16 protein-coding genes and 2 tRNA genes are annotated in these 21,097 nt (G+C 40.1%); 7 read left to right on the top strand and 11 right to left on the bottom strand.

The window, feature by feature from the left end; translation table 11 throughout:
* Positions 1-129: 129 nt before the first annotated feature.
* Positions 130-522, bottom strand: coding sequence for a hypothetical protein (locus AC1M9B_RS07425; protein ID WP_481608880.1), 393 nt, complete (start codon positions 520-522; stop codon positions 130-132).
* Positions 523-652: 130 nt separating this feature from the next.
* Between AC1M9B_RS07425 and AC1M9B_RS07420 the strand changes: the two genes are divergently transcribed.
* Positions 653-1,660: an ATP-binding protein gene (locus AC1M9B_RS07420; RefSeq protein ID WP_481608879.1), complete on the top strand. Its 1,008-nt coding sequence runs from the start codon at positions 653-655 to the stop codon at positions 1,658-1,660.
* A 41-nt stretch (positions 1,661-1,701) separates the two neighbouring features.
* Here AC1M9B_RS07420 and glyS read toward each other — a convergent pair whose 3' ends face one another.
* Both glyS and glyQ read right to left on the bottom strand, forming a co-directional pair.
* A complete protein-coding gene (glyS, locus tag AC1M9B_RS07415; RefSeq protein ID WP_481608878.1) occupies positions 1,702-3,771 on the bottom strand; it encodes a glycine--tRNA ligase subunit beta in 2,070 nt (689 codons plus the stop codon).
* Complete coding sequence (gene glyQ / locus AC1M9B_RS07410; RefSeq protein WP_035264216.1) at positions 3,771-4,748, bottom strand: glycine--tRNA ligase subunit alpha; 978 nt, start codon at positions 4,746-4,748, stop codon at positions 3,771-3,773. Before glyQ ends, glyS begins: the two co-directional genes overlap by 1 nt.
* Positions 4,749-5,096: 348 nt before the next feature.
* Here glyQ and AC1M9B_RS07405 point away from each other — a divergent pair, with 348 nt between their 5' ends.
* The gene (locus AC1M9B_RS07405) at positions 5,097-6,323 is read left to right on the top strand and encodes a hypothetical protein (protein ID WP_481608877.1); all 1,227 of its coding nucleotides are present in this window, start codon (positions 5,097-5,099) and stop codon (positions 6,321-6,323) included.
* Between the two features lie 74 nt (positions 6,324-6,397).
* On the opposite strand, the gene AC1M9B_RS07400 is transcribed toward AC1M9B_RS07405, so the two are convergent.
* From AC1M9B_RS07400 to AC1M9B_RS07390, 3 genes are all read right to left on the bottom strand, one after another.
* Entirely contained in the window at positions 6,398-7,807 is a 1,410-nt protein-coding gene (locus tag AC1M9B_RS07400; protein ID WP_481596197.1) for an SLC13 family permease, read from the bottom strand.
* A gap of 97 nt (positions 7,808-7,904) precedes the next feature.
* A complete protein-coding gene (locus tag AC1M9B_RS07395) occupies positions 7,905-8,687 on the bottom strand; it encodes a sulfite exporter TauE/SafE family protein (protein ID WP_481596198.1) in 783 nt (260 codons plus the stop codon).
* 147 nt (positions 8,688-8,834) lie between these two features.
* Positions 8,835-9,098 (bottom strand): PspC domain-containing protein, encoded by a 264-nt coding sequence (locus AC1M9B_RS07390; protein ID WP_179998741.1) that lies wholly within the window; start codon positions 9,096-9,098, stop codon positions 8,835-8,837.
* A gap of 270 nt (positions 9,099-9,368) precedes the next feature.
* On the opposite strand from AC1M9B_RS07390, the gene AC1M9B_RS07385 reads away from it, so the two are divergent.
* Positions 9,369-9,980 carry a hypothetical protein gene (locus AC1M9B_RS07385; protein ID WP_481608876.1) on the top strand — a complete coding sequence of 204 codons (612 nt, stop codon included), beginning with the start codon at positions 9,369-9,371 and terminating at the stop codon, positions 9,978-9,980.
* Between the two features lie 91 nt (positions 9,981-10,071).
* Here the strand turns inward: AC1M9B_RS07385 and AC1M9B_RS07380 are convergent.
* The 4 genes from AC1M9B_RS07380 to AC1M9B_RS07365 all read right to left on the bottom strand — a co-directional run bounded on the left by AC1M9B_RS07380 (position 10,072) and on the right by AC1M9B_RS07365 (position 15,797).
* Positions 10,072-10,147, bottom strand: a tRNA-Lys gene (locus AC1M9B_RS07380).
* A 19-nt stretch (positions 10,148-10,166) separates the two neighbouring features.
* Positions 10,167-10,242: transfer RNA gene (locus tag AC1M9B_RS07375), tRNA-Lys, on the bottom strand.
* A gap of 130 nt (positions 10,243-10,372) precedes the next feature.
* Positions 10,373-12,214: a long-chain-acyl-CoA synthetase gene (locus tag AC1M9B_RS07370; RefSeq protein ID WP_481608875.1), complete on the bottom strand. Its 1,842-nt coding sequence runs from the start codon at positions 12,212-12,214 to the stop codon at positions 10,373-10,375.
* Between the two features lie 205 nt (positions 12,215-12,419).
* On the bottom strand, positions 12,420-15,797 hold the full coding sequence (locus AC1M9B_RS07365; protein WP_481608874.1) for an Rne/Rng family ribonuclease: 3,378 nt from the start codon (positions 15,795-15,797) through the stop codon (positions 12,420-12,422).
* A gap of 66 nt (positions 15,798-15,863) precedes the next feature.
* Between AC1M9B_RS07365 and AC1M9B_RS07360 the strand changes: the two genes are divergently transcribed.
* The 3 genes from AC1M9B_RS07360 (at position 15,864) to AC1M9B_RS07350 (ending at position 18,315) form a co-directional block, all read left to right on the top strand.
* Positions 15,864-16,001, top strand: a complete 138-nt coding sequence (locus AC1M9B_RS07360; protein ID WP_179998737.1) for a hypothetical protein — start codon at positions 15,864-15,866, stop codon at positions 15,999-16,001.
* Between the two features lie 553 nt (positions 16,002-16,554).
* Positions 16,555-17,520: an RluA family pseudouridine synthase gene (locus AC1M9B_RS07355; protein ID WP_035264199.1), complete on the top strand. Its 966-nt coding sequence runs from the start codon at positions 16,555-16,557 to the stop codon at positions 17,518-17,520.
* A 126-nt stretch (positions 17,521-17,646) separates the two neighbouring features.
* On the top strand, positions 17,647-18,315 hold the full coding sequence (locus AC1M9B_RS07350; RefSeq protein ID WP_481608873.1) for an HAD family hydrolase: 669 nt from the start codon (positions 17,647-17,649) through the stop codon (positions 18,313-18,315).
* Positions 18,316-18,359: 44 nt separating this feature from the next.
* Here AC1M9B_RS07350 and hcaR read toward each other — a convergent pair whose 3' ends face one another.
* Complete coding sequence (gene hcaR / locus AC1M9B_RS07345; protein ID WP_481608872.1) at positions 18,360-19,265, bottom strand: DNA-binding transcriptional regulator HcaR; 906 nt, start codon at positions 19,263-19,265, stop codon at positions 18,360-18,362.
* A gap of 681 nt (positions 19,266-19,946) precedes the next feature.
* On the opposite strand from hcaR, the gene AC1M9B_RS07340 reads away from it, so the two are divergent.
* Positions 19,947-21,068 carry an MBL fold metallo-hydrolase gene (locus tag AC1M9B_RS07340; RefSeq protein WP_092766704.1) on the top strand — a complete coding sequence of 374 codons (1,122 nt, stop codon included), beginning with the start codon at positions 19,947-19,949 and terminating at the stop codon, positions 21,066-21,068.
* Positions 21,069-21,097: the final 29 nt, after the last annotated feature.

The raw sequence follows: 21,097 nt of genomic DNA, 5'->3' as shown, positions 1-21,097 counted from the left end.
CCTATCTTTTGTGAGACTTGGCATTGGTCGAGTCACTTTATACTCCCCTCTTATAAAAAAAGCACAGTTGGTTTTAGCCAATTGTGCTGTTCTAGTTTATGAATGATCAGATGAATGGTTTTTAGCGTCTTAGAAATGTTCACACTGTTGAAGATTTTTCGCTTTAAAGTGGTTTTTGAGCGCGTTGAAATTGGTTTGTTTTACTGAATCTTGAATATCAAACACGGTTTGTTTGTTTTCGACATCAGCATCTAAATTTGAATGCGCTGACATCAGTTGCTCCCCTTGGAAGAACCAGTATTCAGTGGCTTTGCCTGTTGCAAAGTTGCCAGTGAACTCGATCAGACAGTTTTCTTTTTGTTTGATGAGTCGTGCTAAGTTGTCTTTGGTTTCAGGCTCAACAGCAATGTTTTTGTGTTGTTCTAATACGATAGGGGTATTGGGATTTGATGGTATTGAAGAGCAGGCTGTAAGAGCTAAACATGTTAAAGCTGAAATAACTAAAGATTGAGTTTTCATCATAAGTTTTATATTCTGAACTATATAAATTTAAGTATATGAATTTTAAATAACATTGCCTATAGGGAGAAGATTGGGGTTGTGTCTTTTAATAAATATAAAAGAGTTTATTTTTGGAAGTGAAGAGTAATATATGACAATTCATCAGAACACTATCTTATTAGAAGCAAACTATTTAACTCTATCAATTCTGAATGATTTCAATAATAAATTAAAAGAGAATTATTATGCTGAAAAAGTGGTTATTGATCTAACTGGTGTTAATTTTTATGATCCTCAGACTATTCTTTGTTTAGCATTAATACTCAGAGACTTTAAGAAAGCTAGAGGAATCAGAAATACTCTTATTTCAATTAATCAAACACATAATTCAATCGGGTATTTGGCACATATAGGCTTTTTTGATTTTATCGGTGTAAATTTTGGTAACAAGATTGGTCAGGTAAAAGCTGGTGAGAGCTTTGTTCCAATTAGAAAGATAGATAAACAAGTACTATTAAATGAAAGTTTCGAAACTGGGAAAAGTTTACAAGATTTGATTCAGGAAGAAGCAGCTTATGTCGCTCGGGTGTTAGTAGGAGCAAATTTTAATAAACAAGTTTATTTAACAATTGCTTATTCCATTAGAGAGACAATAAGGAATGCTTTGGAGCATTCAGAAAGAGATGTTTGTTATGTATGCGCACAAAGGTGGAAAAATAATAGAGCTCAAATTGCTGTTGTTGATGAAGGAATAGGGATTCTTAGTTCACTAAGTAATGCTCAGATCGATGTGGATAAGGAAAATTTTTTAAAAATTGCTTTACAGGCAGGATTATCCAGAACATTAAATTTAGATGAAGATAAAAATATACATGGTAATTCGGGATTTGGTTTATATGTTTTACAACATTTAGCTAAAAACTTTGGCCGTATGACTCTCTCGAGTTCAGGTAAAACAATGATTATAAAAAATAAAAAAACTGAGAACGAAGAAAGAGTAAATGGTTTCACAGGAACATGCGTGTCAATTGAGTTTTCAATGTATCCAAATGATATTGAAGATGTTATTTCTATGATTGCTGACTCAGGTGAAGAAGAAGCACGAGAAGCAGGAAGAATTGTCAAGGCCTCTACTCGAAGTCGATCTGTTAATGTATAAAAAAACCCGCTTTAAAGCGGGTTTTTTTATTTAACTGAACCTTAGTGCTGTAACACTGAAATATCAGCAACTTTCGTAAACAAGTCACGAAGTTGAGCAAGCATGCGTAAACGGTTCGCTTTTAATTCAGCATCATCTGCCATGACCATCACACCATCAAAGAATGCATCTACAGGCGCACGAAGTGCAGCAAGTGCAGACAACGCAGCAGTGTAGTCTTTCGCAGCAAATAATGGCTCAACCACAGGCGTGATTTTCGCAAGTTCAGCGAACAATGCTTTCTCAGCATCTTCAACCAAGTTTGCTTCAACCACAGCGCCTTCAGGTGCAGCTTCTTTCGCAAGAATGTTGGCAACACGCTTATTCGCAGCAGCAAGCGCAGCCGCTTCAGGTAATGCACGGAAATGATTTACCGCATTTACACGCTTATCAAAATCAAGTGGTGATTTTGGTGACAAGGCTTGAACCGCTTGAATCACATCTACAGCAACGCCTTGGTCTTCGTATTTCGCACGGTAACGACCTTCAAGGAATGCAACTGCATCTGCCAAAGTCTTATCGTGGTCTTTCAATACATCGCCATAAGCAGCGAGTGCTAGTTTGATCAGGTCTTCAATAGACACATCAAGCTCGTTTTCAGTCACTAGACGTAAGATACCAATTGCAGAACGACGTAGTGCAAACGGGTCTTTAGAACCTGTCGGCGCTTGACCAATACCGAAAATACCTGTGAGTGTATCTAAACGGTCAGCAAGGGCAATCGTTGTACCTGTTTTGGTTTTCGGTAAAACGTCACCTGCAAATTTAGGTAAATACTGCTCACCCAAAGACTCAGCAACTTCGTCATTTTCGCCTTCAAGACGTGCGTAGTAAGTGCCTGCAATCCCTTGAAGTTCAGGGAATTCACCCACTAATTCTGAGGTTAAGTCACACTTTGCAAGAAGCGCAGCTTTTTCAGCGTCTTGAGGGTTTGCACCTGTAATTGGCGCTAAAGCAACAGCGAGTTTTGCAATACGTGTCGATTTGTCCCAAAGCGTACCCAATTCTGCTTGGAAGACCATATTTGCTAATTTCTCTTTACGAGAAGCAAGCGGTTGTTTTTGGTCTTGTAAGAAGAAGAATTCAGCATCAGACAAACGTGGACGAACAACCTTCTCGTTACCTTCAATAATTTGTGTCGGGTCTTTCGACTCAATATTTGAGACAGTAATGAAGTATGGTTGAAGTTTATTGTCGCTGTTTACTAAGCAGAAGTACTTTTGGTTGTCCTGCATTGTTGTGATGAGTGCTTCTTGAGGAACAGCAAGGAAGCGTTCTTCGAAGCTTGCACGAAGCGCAACAGGCCATTCAACCAGTGCAGTCACTTCGTCACGTAAGTCGCTAGGTACAATCGCAATCGCATTTACTTCATCAGCTAAAGCTTTGACTTGACCGTCAATGATTGCTTGACGCTCTTCAAAGTTTGCCACAACGTAAGCCGCTTTTAACTTCGCTAAGTATTCATCAGCATGCGTTAAAGTAATTGCTTCAGGTGCATGGAAACGATGACCGAAAGTTACGTTACCTGCTTTGTGATCTTGAATTGTTGCATCAACAACGTCGTTGTCTTTAAGCAATACCACCCATTTTACTGGACGTACAAATTCGGTACGGCTTGCCGCTGAACGCATACGTTTCGCAATTGGAAGATTGTCCAATGCATTTTGTAAAATTTGGGGAAGTAAAGCATCAAGGCTTTGACCTTTGACATCTTTTAAGTAGCAAACTTTTTCGACTTTACCCGCTTGAAAAGTCGAGATTTGATCAACCGTGATGCCTTGACCACGCATAAAGCCTTCAAGCGCTTTAGTTGGGTTACCTTCAGCATCAAACGCTGCTTGTTTCGCAGGGCCATCAAAACGTTTTTGCGTGTCCGCTTGCGCGCCATCAACGTTTACGATTTTAAGGGCAAGACGACGTGGTGCTGCATAGGCTTCGATCGAGTCGAATGCAAGACCTGCATCTTTTAAGCCTTTTACAGTTTCAGCTTGCAGTGCATCACGTAATTTTTTTAAGCTTTTTGGTGGAAGTTCTTCACAACCTAATTCGAACAAAACGGTATGTTTAGACATTATTTGCTCTCCTCAGATTTTGCTTCTGCTTCAACTTGTGCCTTTAACTGTGCCAATACTTCATCACGTAATGCTGGTTCTGCCATTGGGAAACCAAGTTCCGCACGTGCAGCCACATAAGCATTTGCAATTGAACGTGCCAATGTGCGTACACGTAAGATATAACGCTGACGTTCTGTCACAGAAATCGCACCACGCGCATCGAGTAAGTTAAAGCTATGCGACGCTTTAACCACTTGCTCATACGCAGGAAGTGGAAGTTTTGCTTCGATTAAACGTGTTGCTTCAGTTTCATAGAAGTCGAAGAGTTCAAACAGTTTATCAACAGGTGCGTATTCAAAGTTATAAGTCGACTGTTCAACTTCATTTTGATGGAATACATCACCATAAGTCACTGTACCAAACTGACCTTTAGTCCAAACCAAATCGTAAACTGAGTCTACACCTTGCAAGTACATTGCAAGACGCTCTAAACCATAAGTGATTTCTCCAGTAACAGGGTAGCACTCAACACCACCGACTTGTTGGAAGTAAGTGAACTGCGTCACTTCCATGCCGTTTAACCATACTTCCCAACCTAAGCCCCACGCGCCAAGCGTTGGAGATTCCCAATTGTCTTCTACAAAACGAATGTCGTGTACCAACGGATCAATTCCGATCGCTTTAAGCGAGTCAAGATACAACTGTTGGATGTTGTCTGGGTTTGGCTTAAGTACCACTTGGAATTGGTAGTAATGTTGCAAACGGTTTGGGTTTTCACCATAACGACCGTCTTTCGGACGACGTGAAGGTTGAACGTATGCAGCGTTCCAAGTTTCAGGCCCTAATGCGCGTAGGAAAGTTGCAGTGTGGAATGTACCTGCACCCATTTCCATGTCGTAAGGCTGTAACACGACGCAGCCTTGCTCCGCCCAGTAGTTTTGTAAGGCAAGAATTAAGCCTTGGAAAGTATCAATATGCGATATGGCGCGACTCATGGTCTTCCACTTAAAATTAGAGAAAAATTGTGCTCAATTATAAGGACTTTAGCAGGGAGTGGCAAAGGTTAGTCCATAAATTTGTGCGGCCAACTCAATTGCTAAAAAGTTTGCATACTTGGAGCAGAACGACATCTGTAGTGTTCTTGCCTACATGTTGAAGTTTTTAATCAGATGGCAGGAAATCAACCTCAGTTGATTTCATTTTTACTTTAACTTTTGGCTTTTCAGTGGAGATATTTCATCTGAGATAATGAATAAATCTTTGAATCTCTGTATCACTATGTTATAAATGTTATGTTATAACATTTCAAGTGTAATGTATTGTCATAATAAGAGATGATCTCCATGAAAAACCAATTACCAAAGATCAGCATTTTGCTTTCAGCTATTTTACTGACAGCTTGTGGTGGTAGTGATAACAACAAATCAAATCAGAATAATCCGCCTGAAAAACCAACAACTGTGGTAAATCAAGAGGGGAGACTTTTGATCATCAATGATCAAGTCGATCGACCAGAATTGAGTTTATTCGATTTAGAACAGCAAAAAGTCATCGATGTTAAACAACTGAAGACGATGCCATTTGCGTTACATAGCAGTCCCAGTTCACGTTATGGCATCTTGATGGATCGAGTTGGTGGCACTGTTAATTTTTATGACAGCGGTTTAAGTGATAAGGGAACTGCTTCACCTCAGTTATTGAACTTCCAACTCAATGGTGCTGCACCTACGCATTATCGGAATTTTAATGGTCAGGCTGCTATTTTTTATGATGGTAGCGAGACTGAAACATCAAAATTTGATGTATTTACAGATGCAGGAATCGCTTCAAAAAATGTGGCATCGCAAAAGCTGCCATTTAAACATCATGGTGTAGCTGAACCGTTGGGTGAGTATGTATTGAGTTCATATTCAGGATCAGGCGAAACATTAGCAAGTGTGGTGAGAAATTACGAACTGCATGGTGATCATTTCCATGGTCAAAATAATTTAGAAAATACGTGTCCAGGTTTGCACGGGGCTTCATCGGTTAAAGGTTATAGTGCATTTGGCTGTGAAGACGGCGTATTGCTTGTCGAGCATGGTGTTGCAGGTCTTTTTAAAGACTCGAAGATTAAGTTGGACGTTCGTATTGGTACAGTCGTTGGCCAAGCCAATGCGCAAGAGCTAGTTGGATTGGCATCCGCTACACCTGATTTATTCATTATCAATGGTGCAAATAAGTTGGTTCAACAAATTCCATGGACTGAGAAAGATACCAATGTGAAACGTCTTCAGCAGACGTATAGCCAATCTGGCGATTATTTCGTGATACTCGATTCATTGGGGCAATTGGTGATTTTAGATACTGAGTCTTGGACAGTGAAAGATCGTATTCAAGTGATTGAGCAAGGTTCAGAAGCGATAGAGAAGGCAGCGCTGATTGCGCATGGTCAGCAAGATCGTGTTTTCATCAATAATGTGGTGACGAAACAGATTCATGAGATTGATTTGAAATCGGCCAAGATTGAACGCAGTATCAAGCTAGATGCCGTACCACAAAAATTCACTTGGTTGGGTGTTGCAAAATAAATAAAAGACTGGCTTTGAATCGACAAGAAAAAAGCACGATATCGTGCTTTTTTCTTTTTTGAACATTTTTTAAATTAGCTAAAGAACCAATAGATAAATAGTGACACAATGAAAATACACATTATATTCAGGACGAATCCGACTTTCATCATTTCAGACTGTTGAATATGTCCGGTACCAAATACGATGGCATTTGGTGGTGTCGCAACAGGAAGCATAAATGCACAAGAAGCACCAATGCCGATCACAATAACTAAAATTTCCTTGGGCATACCCATTTGATCGGCAATCGCTGCAAAGACTGGTACTAACAGTGCAGCAGATGCAGTGTTACTGGTGAATTCAGTCAAGAAGATAATGAACGTAGCAACGACGAAAATAATGAGGAGTGGGGAGGCATCACCAAAGGCATTGGCTAGGGTTTGACCAAGCACCAATGAACTGCCTGAATCTTTTAAAATTGCACTGAGGGTTAAACCACCGCCAAATAAAAATAAAACGCCCCAATCCGTATTTTCAGCGACTTGTTTCCATGTTGCAGTACCGATAATCACGACCAAGCATGCTGCTAACACAGCAATCCAGGTATCAGGTTGAGTGATACCAAAAGTATCGGTGAGCTTTTTACTGAAGATCCAAGCGATAGCTGTGCAGACAAACAATATCATTGTTGCAATTCGAGTGCCTGTCCAAGGGATATCCTCAGTCACAAATTGGACTTTATGGTTGAGCTTAGGTCTAAGTACCAGATAGAGACTCAAGAGCATGGCAGGTAAAATGAGCAGCATCATCGGTAAACCGATTTTCATCCAATCTGCAAAATCATAGTCTAAAGCCTTAGCCGCGATTGCATTTGGTGGAGAGCCAACCATGGTCCCTAAGCCACCAATACTTGCAGAATAGGCAATACCTAACAGGATAAAAACAAATGTTTTTCGATCTCGACTGACATCTAAATGTGAAAGTAAACCAAGGGCAAGTGGAAGCATCATTGCTGCAGTCGCCGTATTTGAAATCCACATAGATAAAAGTGCTGTTACAGCAAAAATCGCTATTACAGAGATGCCGAGATGACCACCAGACATAGAGATGATCCACATCGCAATTTTTTTATCGAGCTTTTGAATATGCAGCGCGGTCGCTAATGCGAAGCCACCAAAAAATAAAAAAATCACAGGATCTGCAAATGTAGCTAATGCCGCTTGTGTTGTGATTGGTATAAGCTCATCGCCTTTAGCCATAGGCATCGCGAGAAGAACCGCGAGTACGGGTACCAATAGGGCGGTAATCGTGATATGGATGGCCTCAGTCAGCCATAAAATGCCGATAAAGCAAAGTAATGCCAACCCTTTATTGGCGTTTTCATCATAGGGTAAGACTTGATAGAGTCCATAAGAAATAAAAGCGGCGATCAGTATCAACACCCAACCTTTGATGAGCCCTTTTGGCATCATGTTGGTTGGGGTCGCGAGTTGTTCCGTCATATTCGCTCCTTTTGAATGTCGCTATAGGTTTTATAGTTGCATGTATTAAACTTCTTAATTCTGAAGAATGAATATCCTTATCACTTTTCAAAATATACTATTTAAACAATGAAATCGATTGTTCTAATAAATTATAGCTTTGCCACAGGGCTTGAATGCCGAGCAAAAGTAATAGGATCAATACTGTATTTTTAAAAAACTGTTGAGAGATGTGTTGCCTGATCCGTCCTCCGATCCATACCCCAAATATTGCAAAAACACAGATCAACATGACTAAAAGTTGTTGATGCTTATCAATATTGACCAAAATTGGGTAAAGTAGAAGGAGTTGTATCAATTTGCTGGCGATAAAGCTTAAATTACTCACGATCACAATATCGGTTTTACTCAGCTGACAGCTGAGTAAATACATCATTAGAAATGGTGCCATTGCATTGGTAGCACCACCGATAATGCCTGCTAACAGACCGAATATCAGCATATTGAGCACTGACGGGCTGACGGTGAATGAATGTTGTCGTAATTGATCAATCACATACAGTACCATCACCATGCCAAGTAAAAGCTTTAAATAACCTTCATTGAGCCACAATAAAAGTTTCACCCCAAGCAGACTGCCAACTAAGCTACTTAGAATAAGGGGAAAAAATCTTATGCTGTAGTGTTGAATGCTCTGCCATATTGAATACTGAGGGTGAGCAGTTAGCAGAATTAAATTTAAAATGAGACAGGGAAGAATGACCAAAGTGACAGCGAGGCTGAGCGGGAGTTGAGTAGAGAGTACGGCGGTACTCATCATGGGAAAGCCGAAACCGCTCAGGCCATGTAATAATGCGGCCAGTGCGCATAGCCACAATACCATCCATTCCGACTGTGCCATTGATTGTCCATATTTATTGTTTTGTTCAAGTTAGCGCTATTTTGAGAAAGATGCAAAATGAGAATAAAAAAAACACGATAATTGGGGGAAATTATCGTGTTAAAAAACTCACCCGAGGTTGTGTGGGTGATTGAGGGTAAACTCAAGTTAAAGCGGTGATCTGTCCTGATGTACAGTGCGCATTGGACGATCATAAGTATTTGAATGTTCGTGCTGAACTTTATTTTTTGGCATCACTAACCAAAGCACTAAGTACACTAAAATTCCTGGAAATGCAGCGCTCATCACTGACACTAGAACAAAAATAATTCGTAATAAATTCGCATTCCAACCAAAACGTTCAGCAATACCGCCCATCACACCAGCAATCATGTTAGAGCGGTTTGAGCGATATAAACCAACATTGGCCATTGAGTTCTCCTTTAGAACCTAAAATAGTCATGAAATAGACTTCGCAATTTTTCTTTAACGTTTGTCTATACATTTTATATGGAGAATAATTTTTAGTTTTAAAGGAGATTATTCAAAAAATATCGTAATTTTATGTAATGAAAAAGATAAAACCTTGATGTGGTATAGGTTCTGCATAAATAGTCAGATCAGTCTAATACTTGTATATCCCTATTTTATAAGGATAATATTTTTATACATCGCAATTTATGAAATGGCTCAAGATATAAAATGGTGAATTTAAATTTTAAAGTTCATTCAATCTCAATGTTCAGCATTATCGCCATCATGAATATTGCACTTGCGGCATGTAGCCAGAATGAATCGCCACATATTGAACACATCAACCAAATTCAGGAGTCGCATACGCCTGAGTCTTCTAACTCATTAACGAATGTCGCAGGTAAGGCACGGCCTCCAGTTCAAGAGAATGCGGATACAACACCGCAGTCTGTTGCTAAAGAATGGCAGAAATTTGTAGGTCGTTACCAAACCACCATGCAATGTGATGATGGCTTTGCTCGTTGTGATAAGGGAGAAGCTGAGTTTATTATCAATTTATTGGCTGATGGCACAGCTCATCGTATTTTTATGCATCGTGGTAAGGTTGAATTTACAACGCAACGTCAATATCGCCAAGATCGTTGGTTGTATGATCCGCATCACCATCAAATCATTATTTTGAGAGAGAGTGGGGTTCAGTTTTTTTACGATTTGGATGAGCAGGGTAATATGGTCATGGATCTTGATAAAATTGCCAATGCAACGCAAGTGAACCAAACTTTCTTTAAAGACAATCCGCTTCCGTCACGTGCATATACTTTGCAACGTCAAAAGCTTTAAAGACATAAGAATTGATACTCTATAAGGGTAGCTTGTATTATATTGCAGGCAATAAAAAAGCCTTTCAATATGAAAGGCTTTTTTAAGAATCTGGTGGGTCGTCCGCGACTCGAACGCGGGACCAACGGATTAAAAGTCCGCTGCTCTACCAACTGAGCTAACGACCCATAGGGGTTTCAAAATAAGTGGTGGGTCGTCCGCGACTCGAACGCGGGACCAACGGATTAAAAGTCCGCTGCTCTACCAACTGAGCTAACGACCCATCTCGTTTTGATGTTGCGTATTTTAGCAAGTTATTTGAGTAGCGCAAGTAAAAAATATAAAACTTTGTTACGTTTGGCTAGAAATGACACAATTTCGTATTTTCTAGCCAAAAAACAATCGATTTTAGCTTAAAAACGATATTTATACTGTTCAATATTTTTCAGAATCTCTTCATTTAAATCGCAATATGCATCTTCATTTGGTAATAAAACCAAAATACGATCTGAAGTTTTGTCTGGAAAATAAGCTTCTTCCTTTAACTTACTCTTTTGATATTTAAATGTTCCTGTAGTTTCGAGTGTTTTCTGTACACGTAAGAACACTGGAACTGCATAGCTAGGCAAAGACTTCTTAAAGAACTGAGCCATATCGGATAAATCTTGCTCATTTAGTTCAGCACCTTCTGCTAAAGTGATGGCTGCCATACCTGCACGACCGTTAGTATTTGGAATCTCAACGCCGTATACCACTGCTTCTGTGATCTTTTCATAATCACTACAAATATTTTCAACCTCAGTTGTAGAGACATTCTCACCTTTCCAGCGGAAGGTATCACCGAGACGGTCAACAAATTGAGCATGGCGGCACCCGATATCTCGCACGAGGTCACCTGTGATGAAATAAGAATCTCCTTTGGTAAAAACATCATGCATGATCGAGGATTTATTCTTTTCTGGATCGGTATAACCATCAAAGGGCGAGCGATTGGTAATTTTACCAATCAATAAGCCTGTTTCACCTTTTTTGACTTTAATACAATGACCTTTTGCATCACGAATAGGAGCTTCTTTTTCCTTGTCATATTGGATAATGGCATAAGGAATAGGAGAGAAACCTACGGTATTGTCGAAGTTTAAAATATTGGAAAAGCCGACATTGCCTTCACTTGAAGCATAAAGTTCGAGTACTTCCTCAATGCCAAAGCGATTTTTAAATTTATCCCAAATATTTGGACGCATGCCGTTACCAATCATCTTGGTGACGCGATGATTGCGATCTTGATGTGATTCAGGTGCATCTAGAAGATAGCGACATAGCTCACCAACATAACCAATTGCTGATGCATTAAATTTTTGAACATCTTTCCAAAAAGAAGAGGTTGAGAACTTACGACGAATCGCTAGTGTCGAACTACCAGCAATTACACCACACCAGCACACTACCATGCCTGTAGCATGATAAAGCGGTAAAGTGACATACATAACGTCATCTTTATTTAGATTGAGGACATGACCATATGTGCCATACGCTAACATCCAACGACTATTGGTAAAGACTACGGCTTTTGGTAAACCTGTTGTGCCAGACGTATAGATGTAGAATAAGCCGTCAGTACCAGTCACCTTATGTGTTTCAGCTAGATTATCTTTAGATTCAGATAAAATTTCTTGTGCAAGATTATGATAGCCTTCAGGTGCTTGACCAGCATTTTGGCGTGTATTTTGATCAGCAAACCAATAGAGCTTATCTTTTGCGACAGTCAGTTGTTCGCGTACTTCATCGACAGCTTCACGGCATTCTTCACCGACAATTACGCCGATTGGTTTAACCAAATTAATACTATGGGTAAGTACCTTACCTGTTTGAGACGTATTGACGAGCGCTGAAACAACCCCAATTTTTGCAAGACCAATGACGGTGGCAATAAGTTCACTACGGTTTTCAATAATGACCGCAATCACATCACCTTTTTTTGCACCCTTAGCGATGTAGTAGTGTGCAATTTGGTTTGACCAATCATTTAGTTGTTGGTAGGTATATTTCTGATCTTCACATAACAGCGCAATACCTTGAGGATTTTTTTGCGCTGCACGCTCAAAAGCGAGGGCAAGACCTGCTGGCGTTTTAGGGGTACGTAAATAAGCCTGTTTGAGCCCGACAAGAATATTTGGCAACTTCGTGACCAAATGTGGGAGTCGTGCTGCTACGTCTTTGATTCCAATGAGATCGTTTTGATAAGTCTGGCTCATACTGGTCCTATTTTTTGTGATATTCCGTTTAGTCTTTAATTTTTCGCAAGTTTTTTACTTGGTTTTGTCACTGAATATCTTATCCATTTTGAAAAATTGATCAATTCTGAACAGGATTTTTCAGTCAAAACTTTAAAGACCATAACAAAAAAACCTAGCCACCGTAATGACTAGGTTTGTCAAAAGCTAATGTAGTTTAAGCAAATTACTCAGCTGATGGTGTTACTTTTTTTGGTGGGCGACCACGAGGGCGACGCGGACGAACAGGTTTATCTTCTTCCTGCTGTTCTGCATCATCCTTATCTGCTTCAGCTTGTGCAGATTTATCTTCAGCATTTACGGCAACTTCCGCCACTTCAACTTTCGCAGTTTCTGCTTCTGTAGACGCAACTTCAGTTGATTCTGAAGATTTTTCTTCAGGTTGCTGTTGTGACGAAGTTTGAACTTTTTCTTCAGTCTTCACTTCAGATTGAGTCACTTCAGCTGTCTGTGTTGCTGTTTCTTGATGTGCAACTTCAGATGTTGCATCAGCTGCTTGTTGAGCATCCGCAACAGGTGCTTCAACTTTCACGGCTTCTTGTGCTGCAACTTCTTCAAGACGCGCTTGTTTTGCTTGCTCTGCAGCAAGTTTAGCCAGACGGCGACGCTCACGTGGATCGTTTGCAACACGCTTATCAGACACTGGTTTTGGAGGTGTTAAGTCCAACACAGGTGCAGGCTCTTTTTCAGCTGGAGCTTGTTGAACAGCGACATCACGTGTGACTGGTTTTTTCTCAGTAACAGGTTCAGCAGATTGAGTATTTAAACTCGCTGCATACTGTTCAGTGAACTTTTGCAATGCGCGATTGAAGGTTGGAATTAATCCAAACTGCTCAATCAATACAGAGCAATCCGCACCATAAACATGTTGAATTAAACTTAAAACCGTATGTTGTGCTAAAGCTGGCACTTGTGAAGGGCGAAGCTTCGGCGCATCTGATTTTGCTTTCTGGTCATGTTGATGCTTGTTACGACGACGTTGACGTGGGTCGTTACTTGCACGTTGTGGTGCTTGTTGAGGTTTAACCTCAGCTTCAATGACAGGTTCATCAACCGTAATTTCCACTTGAGGTGCTGACACTTCAGCGTCTGTCACAACAGGTGCTGGAGCAGTTGCTACAGGTGCTGCTACTTCAGGCGTTAATGCAACAATCTCACTTTGTGCTTGATCAACATTAACCACTAACGCTGTTTTAAGCTCATCATTACGAGGTACATCAATTAAATCAACTTTAACTTGAGCTTCTAGAGCAACAGGTGCTGAAGATTGCTCTTGATTTAATACACTTTGATCGCGGTGACGATTTGGACGTTGTGGACGTTGTGCATTACGGTCACGACGTGGCACAGCTTGTTCAGTTTGTGCTTCGAAAGCTGTCTCGTTTTGTTGAGGGCGCTTTTGATGACGTTTCTGATCACGCTGTTCTTGGCGTTGCTCATGACGGTTTTCATTGCGTGACTCATGACGATTGTCTTGACGTTGTTCATGGCGAGGTGCCTGTACAACTTCTTCAATCACATGTTGATCTGCGTTAACTTCGCGTGTGTCACGTTGCTTATTGCGATTTTTCTTGTTATGACGTTGTGGACGCTCGTCTTTTTCAGCTTGACGTTCTTGGTCGCGTGTATCATTTTTCGCAACAGGCGTATGTGAAATATACGCATTTGTTTCAACTGGTGCAGATGCTTCAATTGCCACAGGTGTTACAGGTGCAATTTGACCGAATTGCCCACGACTTACGGCACCACCGTTCACCATTTGTTCAATTGCAGCCGCTGCAGAGTTAGCCGTACGCGATTGATCAATCGTACTTGCTTGTTTTTGAACAAACAGATTTTCTAACCATGCGCATGGGCTAGTTGCTGGAGCAGCTACTGCTGGGGCAGTTTTTTGCGCTACCGCAGGTTGTGTAGCATTTTGGTTATTTTTATGACGCTTATTGCCTTTTTCCTGCGTTACAGGGGCATGCGTATGTGGAGCTGCATGCTCTTCTTCTAAGTGCCATTCTGAAGACTCATAACCCAACTCTTTTTCACTTGAACGAGTCGCTTCAGTACGTTCATAGCTGGTTGGTGCAAAGCCTTCAGGATTATACGAGATTTCGTAATGTGGCGTTTCCAAATGCGGGTGAGGGAGTACAGTCACACGTACATTTGAAGTTTGCTCCAAATATACGAGGCTATGACGTTTTTCATTGAGAAGGAATGCTGCAATTTCAACAGGAACTTCTACTTGAACTTCACCTTGACGCTCACGAAGTGCAATTTCTTCAACTTTACGCATGATTGAAAGTGAAAGAGAACGCAAGTCACGAACCATACCTGTGCCATGACAACGTGGACATACATAGCCAGTCGCTTCTTCTAAAGAAGGGCGTAAACGTTGGCGACTCATTTCCATTAAGCCGAAACGAGACAATTGACCGAACTGGATACGTGCACGATCACTTTGAGTTGATTCACGCAGTTTCGCTTCAACCATACGTTGATTGCGTTCTTTGGTCATATCAATGAAGTCAATCACGACCAGACCACCGATATCACGTAAGCGAAGTTGGCGAGCGATCTCTTCTGCTGCTTCTAAGTTAGTACTAAGCGCAGTTTCCTCTACATCGTGACCACGAGTAGATTTTGCAGAGTTAATATCGATCGAAACCAATGCTTCTGTTTGGTCAATGACAATTGAACCACCAGAAGGAAGCTTAACTTCACGCTCGTAAGCTGTTTGAATTTGACTTTCGATACCAAAATGAGCAAATAAAGGCTCATTCAAAGTATATGTTTTTAACTTGTCTAATTGGTTCGGCATCACGGCTTTAACAAAGTTATAGGCTTCGTTATAAGCTTGTTCAGAATCAATTAAAATTTCTGCAACATCATCACGTAAATAGTCGCGAATTGCACGAGTAACTACACCAGCTTCCTGATGAACCAACATTGGAGAAGGGCCAGAATTTGCTGTACTTTGGATGCGTGCCCAAAGATCGAGAAGGTGCTGAAGATCAAGTTGAAGCTCTTCTTGTGAGCGACCAATCCCTGCAGTACGTACAATCACGCTCATACCACGAGGTACATTTAAAGACGCCAACATTTCTTTCAATTCTTCACGAACTGAACCAGAAATTTGACGACTAATACCACCACCTTTCGGGTTGTTTGGCATTAAGACCAAGTAACGACCCGCAAGGGAAATAAAAGTTGAGAGAGCAGCGCCTTTGTTGCCACGTTCCTCTTTTTCAACTTGAACTAAAAGCTCAGTACCTTCAGTGATTAACTCACGAATGTTTGAAGTTTGACGAGGGTCAGCTTTGTAATATGAGTTTGCGATTTCACGCATTGAAAGAAAGCCTTGACGGCCTGCACCATATTCTACAAAAACAGCTTCAAGAGATGGCTCAACGCGAGTCACATGACCTTTGTAGATATTGGCTTTCTTTTGTTCACGAGTACGATTTTCTAAATCGAAATCGTAAAGACGGTGACCAGTGATGAGTGCAACGCGAACTTCTTCGGCATGTGTTGCATTGATCAACATACGTTTCATGGGTGTAACACCTAATAGTGATACACAAGCAAAACATCGCGATTTACGTAGCGAACATCAACCCGCATGGATCAATTCCTAGATCACCATAATCAGTTTGATCTAAGTGTATTACCGGCCTTTATTGATGGGCTTAGGTATTTTGATTCACGTATTGATGATGGCAATACGGCTTTAATCCTGTCACTGATTAAAGAAGCCTGAACATTCACTGGCGGACTAACGGTGCATTGGATGTTCGTTACTTTCACTGTCACATTGCTCGAAGATCATCTCTTCAATTTTTTGATAGAGTGTCTTGATACGGAATTATCGTCGTATCTTTACAAATTGTGCAGATCCAATGCATCTAACGTTATAGCCTGAATGAGAAATCAGGTTGCGACTATTCTGATGTGTATCAGTTAACGTTTAAAAACCAACATAATTGTTGGCGACATATTTTTTTAAACAAACTGATTTATGTGCAAAAGCACAATTAAACGCAACAGTTTGTCTTTTTGCCGATATAATAAGCCTTCGGCGTTGGCATATTCTTTTGGGACCATTCCGAGTTTATGCTAAACAAAAATTTAGTTTGAATTTCAAAATTTTGAAATCTCTAAACAAATGTTCACTTACGGCGGTATCCGTGCGCTGACTATAGCAAACCTTAGATCATCTGCCTATGGGCTACACAGACATTTCTAGTCAATTGGGTAGTCTAAATGATCAATTTTTAATCGAATTTAGTATTTTTTTAGGTCAACGTAACTGTATGAATTCTACGCAAGAATGGCAAAGCGTCACTTGGTTTGAAGTGGATGAGCACCAATTGGGGCAACGCATCGACAATTTTCTATTCGCTCGTCTTAAAGGAGTACCGAAAAGTCGAATCTATCGTTTAATTCGTGAAGGTCAGGTGCGGGTCAACAAAAAGCGTGTGAAAGCGGAAACTAAATTAAATATTGGTGATCAAATCCGTGTTGCACCGATTCGTTATGAACAAAAAGATGAATCTCAAGCTCCAGTATCAGACAAAGTCGCGCAGGGCTTGTTAAGCCGTGTGGTTTATGAAGATGAAGGTCTTTTAGTGGTGAACAAACCTTCTGGGATTGCGGTGCACGGTGGAAGTGGTGTGGCGTATGGCTTAATTGAAGGCTTACGCGCAGCGACAGGGAAAAAATATTTAGAACTGATCCATCGTATTGACCGAGATACTTCAGGCTTGGTGATGATTTCTAAAAAGCGTAGCGTATTAAAAACACTTCAAGATATGCTTCGTGAACACAAGATTCAAAAAACTTATGCTGCTGTGGTGAAAGGCCAAGTAACACTAGATTCCCAATTAATCGATGCACCATTACATCGCTATGAGTTAGCCAATGGTGAACGTCGAGTGCGTGTATCTAAAGAAGGAAAGCCTTCAAAAACCCAATGGAAGGTAGCAGAACGCTTTATGCATGCATCACTCGTGTATGCATCACCGCTTTCTGGTCGTACACATCAAATTCGCGTACATGGACTCAGTATTGGTCATCCCTTGGTGGGTGATGAAAAGTACGGGCATGAGACGGAATATCGTGGACCTAAACCACGTCGTTTATGTTTACACGCAATGCGCTTAGAGATTCCTGGATATCCAGTAATTGAAGCACCATTGCCTGAGGATATGCAAAGCCTGGTTGCACAACTTCGCGCACAAAAAGCGGATAAACCTGTAGTGCAGTCTCAACAAGACTGATTGCGTCTCAGTGGTTGTGTAAGGATTGAATCATTGTGTCATGACGAGGTCATGCAACGATGAGATCTTAATATGTCAATATGATATTTAAATGGCATCTACCCGATCAAAATTAGGATACAAAATATGACATCAGCGGTAAAACTCATTATTTTTGATTGGGATGGCACCTTATTTGATTCAGTGGGTCAAATTGTTGAAAGTTTAAAATTTGCCGCCAAACAATTTAATCAACCTTTGACTGATGAGGATGCTAAAAGCATTATTGGCTTAGGATTACGTGAAGTAGCGCAGGTTTTATTTCCTCAGGTTCCTGATTTACACGAGGCAATTTTACAGTCTTATTCAGCGCATTATGTTGAGCATTCGAAACATGATCGTTGGTTTGATGGTGTGGCTGAAATGTTGCATGATCTCAAAGAGTCAGGTATTCATTTGGCTGTTGCGACAGGAAAAAGTCGTAAGGGGCTAGATCGAGTACTGGGGCAAACTCAGAGTGTGAGTTTGTTTTCAGCGACACGTGCAGCCAGTGAAACAAAATCAAAACCAGATCCGTTGATGTTGGCTGAAATTTTAGCCGAAACGGGTTTTAATGCAGATCAAGCGATAATGGTAGGAGATACTTCATACGATCTTGAAATGGCATTGAATATTCGTATGCCAAGTGTAGGGGTGACGTATGGCGTTCATGTACCTGAGGTACTACAGCAATATCATCCCCTTGCGGTTGTGGATTCAATTAATGAGTTACATCAATTTTTAAAACATGTGATCAAACAGTCTGTTGCGTGTTAAAGCACAGTGAATAAAAAACCCGCTCGATTCAGCGGGTTTTTTATTCACGTTGAACTTTGATTAAAGTCTAAATAAAAGACTTTTGAAAGTAACTCCATAAATTTTTGCACAGCAATACCAGTGGCATTCTTGCGATAACTTACAAAGAGATCCAGAGAAGGTAGCTCTACATCGAGTGGACGAGTCACACTATTTTCCAAGAGAAGTGGCATAATATAGCCAGGAAGAATCGTACACCCTAAGCCAATACCAATAGAGTTAATATTAAACAAGATATTGTCAGCTTTTTGAACAATTTTAAAAGAAACGCCATTTTGTTCAGCAAAGCCTAAAATGGTGTCATGCAGGGTCTTAGATTGCTCATCTGAAGGAATAACAAAATCAATGCCATCAAGCGCTTTTACAGGAATACGATCGTACTTTGCCAAAGGGTGATCTTTAGGCAGAATAAAAACTAAAGGCTCACGGAGTACAAAGCGACTCTCGATCTCTTCAGAATCTAAACGTTGACGAGTAAAAGTAATGTCCAATTCACCTTTCTTTATGCCTTTGAATTGCTCAATATTATTTAAGCTTTGTAATTCAATTTTTAATTCGGGATTTTGAACACGTAAGTTAGGTAATACATAAGGAAAGATTTTCATTTCTGCAACTGGCACAAAACCAATGCGTAGCATTTTTTGTTTTGCTTTAGACACTTGGCGCGCCATATTAATTGCTTTTTCTGCTTGAGCAATGGTGAGTCTCGCCTGTTCCAGAAACACAGCGCCTTCTTCGGTCAATTCAACTTTTCGTTTGGTACGATTTAGTAAACGCACACCAACATCGTCTTCTAAATCTTTGATTTGTTGGCTGAGTGAAGGCTGTGCTGTGTAGAGCTTAAGTGCAGCTTTGCTAAAATTAAGCTCTTCTGCAACTGTAATAAAATAGCGCAAATGCCGTAATTCCATATAGCCTTCCAGAGAATAATCTAAAAAATGTCTTAATTTTGCTAAAGATGAGTATAAGTGAAATTGATCAATAAGTAGATGTATTTTGGTATTTAGTTAGTGAATGAAGCATTTTTTTGTATTTTAAAATTTACATGCATTTAATTTCTTACTTAGATAGAAATTTTACATTTCAAGATCGAACTCTCATCGTGAATGAGTGACTGATTTGTATAGGTTTAGAAAAGATTGTATCTATTAAAGTTGAAACCAATTGTTTCGGCTTTAAGTCTATGAAAAATAATAATGTAGAGAAAAGTACGTTGAAGCTTTGGGAGATCAGTTGTTCAGCGTTAAGTCACATCCTAAACAAAATTTAACTTCCTCTATTTAAGATTTCTGTGGGTGATTAAAAAAACATCAAAAATCAGAAAAAAACAACAAAATCATAAACAAAAAGAAAGTCTGAGTTGTATATGATGAATAATAGAGGGATGATTGGTGTTCTATTTCACAATTTATTGATGAAATTATAACCACTTCATGGGAATTGAGATTGATGTTGTCTTAAATGAAACACGAACAGTGTATCTTTTAAAAACAAAATTTAAAAATGCGAATAGATGATGAACATAATCTATTTATATAACTGAATAATCAACTATTTCAAAATCGCTTCGGTTTAAGGTGCTTACATTTATTATGTCTAATTTGACTGATATTCCAACGACGACTTCGAGTAATCCAGAGTCTACACTTGTTGTTGGACGGAAGCCGCAAGATTCTAATCTGCACTATCAACTAAAGACTGAAGATTGTATTCGGCATGTGTGGTTTAAACCAAAACTTAAATTGGTTTCACTGGATCACCATAATGGGCAAAGATTCGTTAATCAGGAACCACGTCCTGCACAGCTCAACCAATGGAATTTATATAAATGGTTGATGGCTCGTAAAAGCTTTACCTGGCAAGGTGATTTCGCGAAAGAGCAACAGGACTTTATTCAAACCAAACGTGCTAAGCCTGAGGCTCGTCCGCATGCAGATTTAGAAGATTGGCAAGTATGGTTTGTTGGTCATGCTACGGTTTTAATTCAAATTGGTCCATATAACTTCTTAACCGACCCTGTATGGGCGGATTATGTAAGCCCAAAGCACGGGAGTGGACCGAAACGTGTTATCCCTGCAGGGATTGCACTTGAAGATTTACCACAGATTCACGCAGTATTACTCAGTCATAATCACTATGATCATATGGATTTAGCGAGTTTGAATTGGCTACATCAAAAATTTGCTATGCCGATCTATACAGGTCTAGGAAATGCAGCCTATTTGCCGAAAGCATTTCATGTGATTGAGATGGATTGGTGGCAGTCTGCCTTATTCAAAGATTTTAAAATTGTCTACACGCCTGCCCAACATGGTTCTGGTCGAGGGCTTCGTGATCAAAACCTTGCATTATGGGGTGGTTTTTCAATTTTATCTGAGCATGGGCATTGTTACTTTGCTGGTGATACAGGCTATGCACAACATTTTAAAGAGATTCACCAGCGCTTAGGTGCACCAAGGATTGCTTTACTGCCAATCGGTGCATATGAACCAAGAGTATTGATGCAATATCTACATATGAATCCTGCTGATGCATTCCAAGCACATAAAGATTTACACGCAAAACGTTCATTAGCGATTCACTATCGTACTTTTCAGTTAACAGATGAAGATCGGAATCAACCTGAGTTGGATCTGCACCAAGCGATGAAAAATGCATCTAAATTTATCAGTCCATTTTATTGTATTCGGGAAGGTAAAAAACTAATTGTTTGAATAAAAAAACCGCTGATAACAGCGGTTTT

This window comes from Acinetobacter sp. ANC_7513, assembly GCF_056779915.1.
Note: the sequence above shows the minus strand (reverse complement) of the source record. Positions and strands in the feature narration are given on the sequence as shown.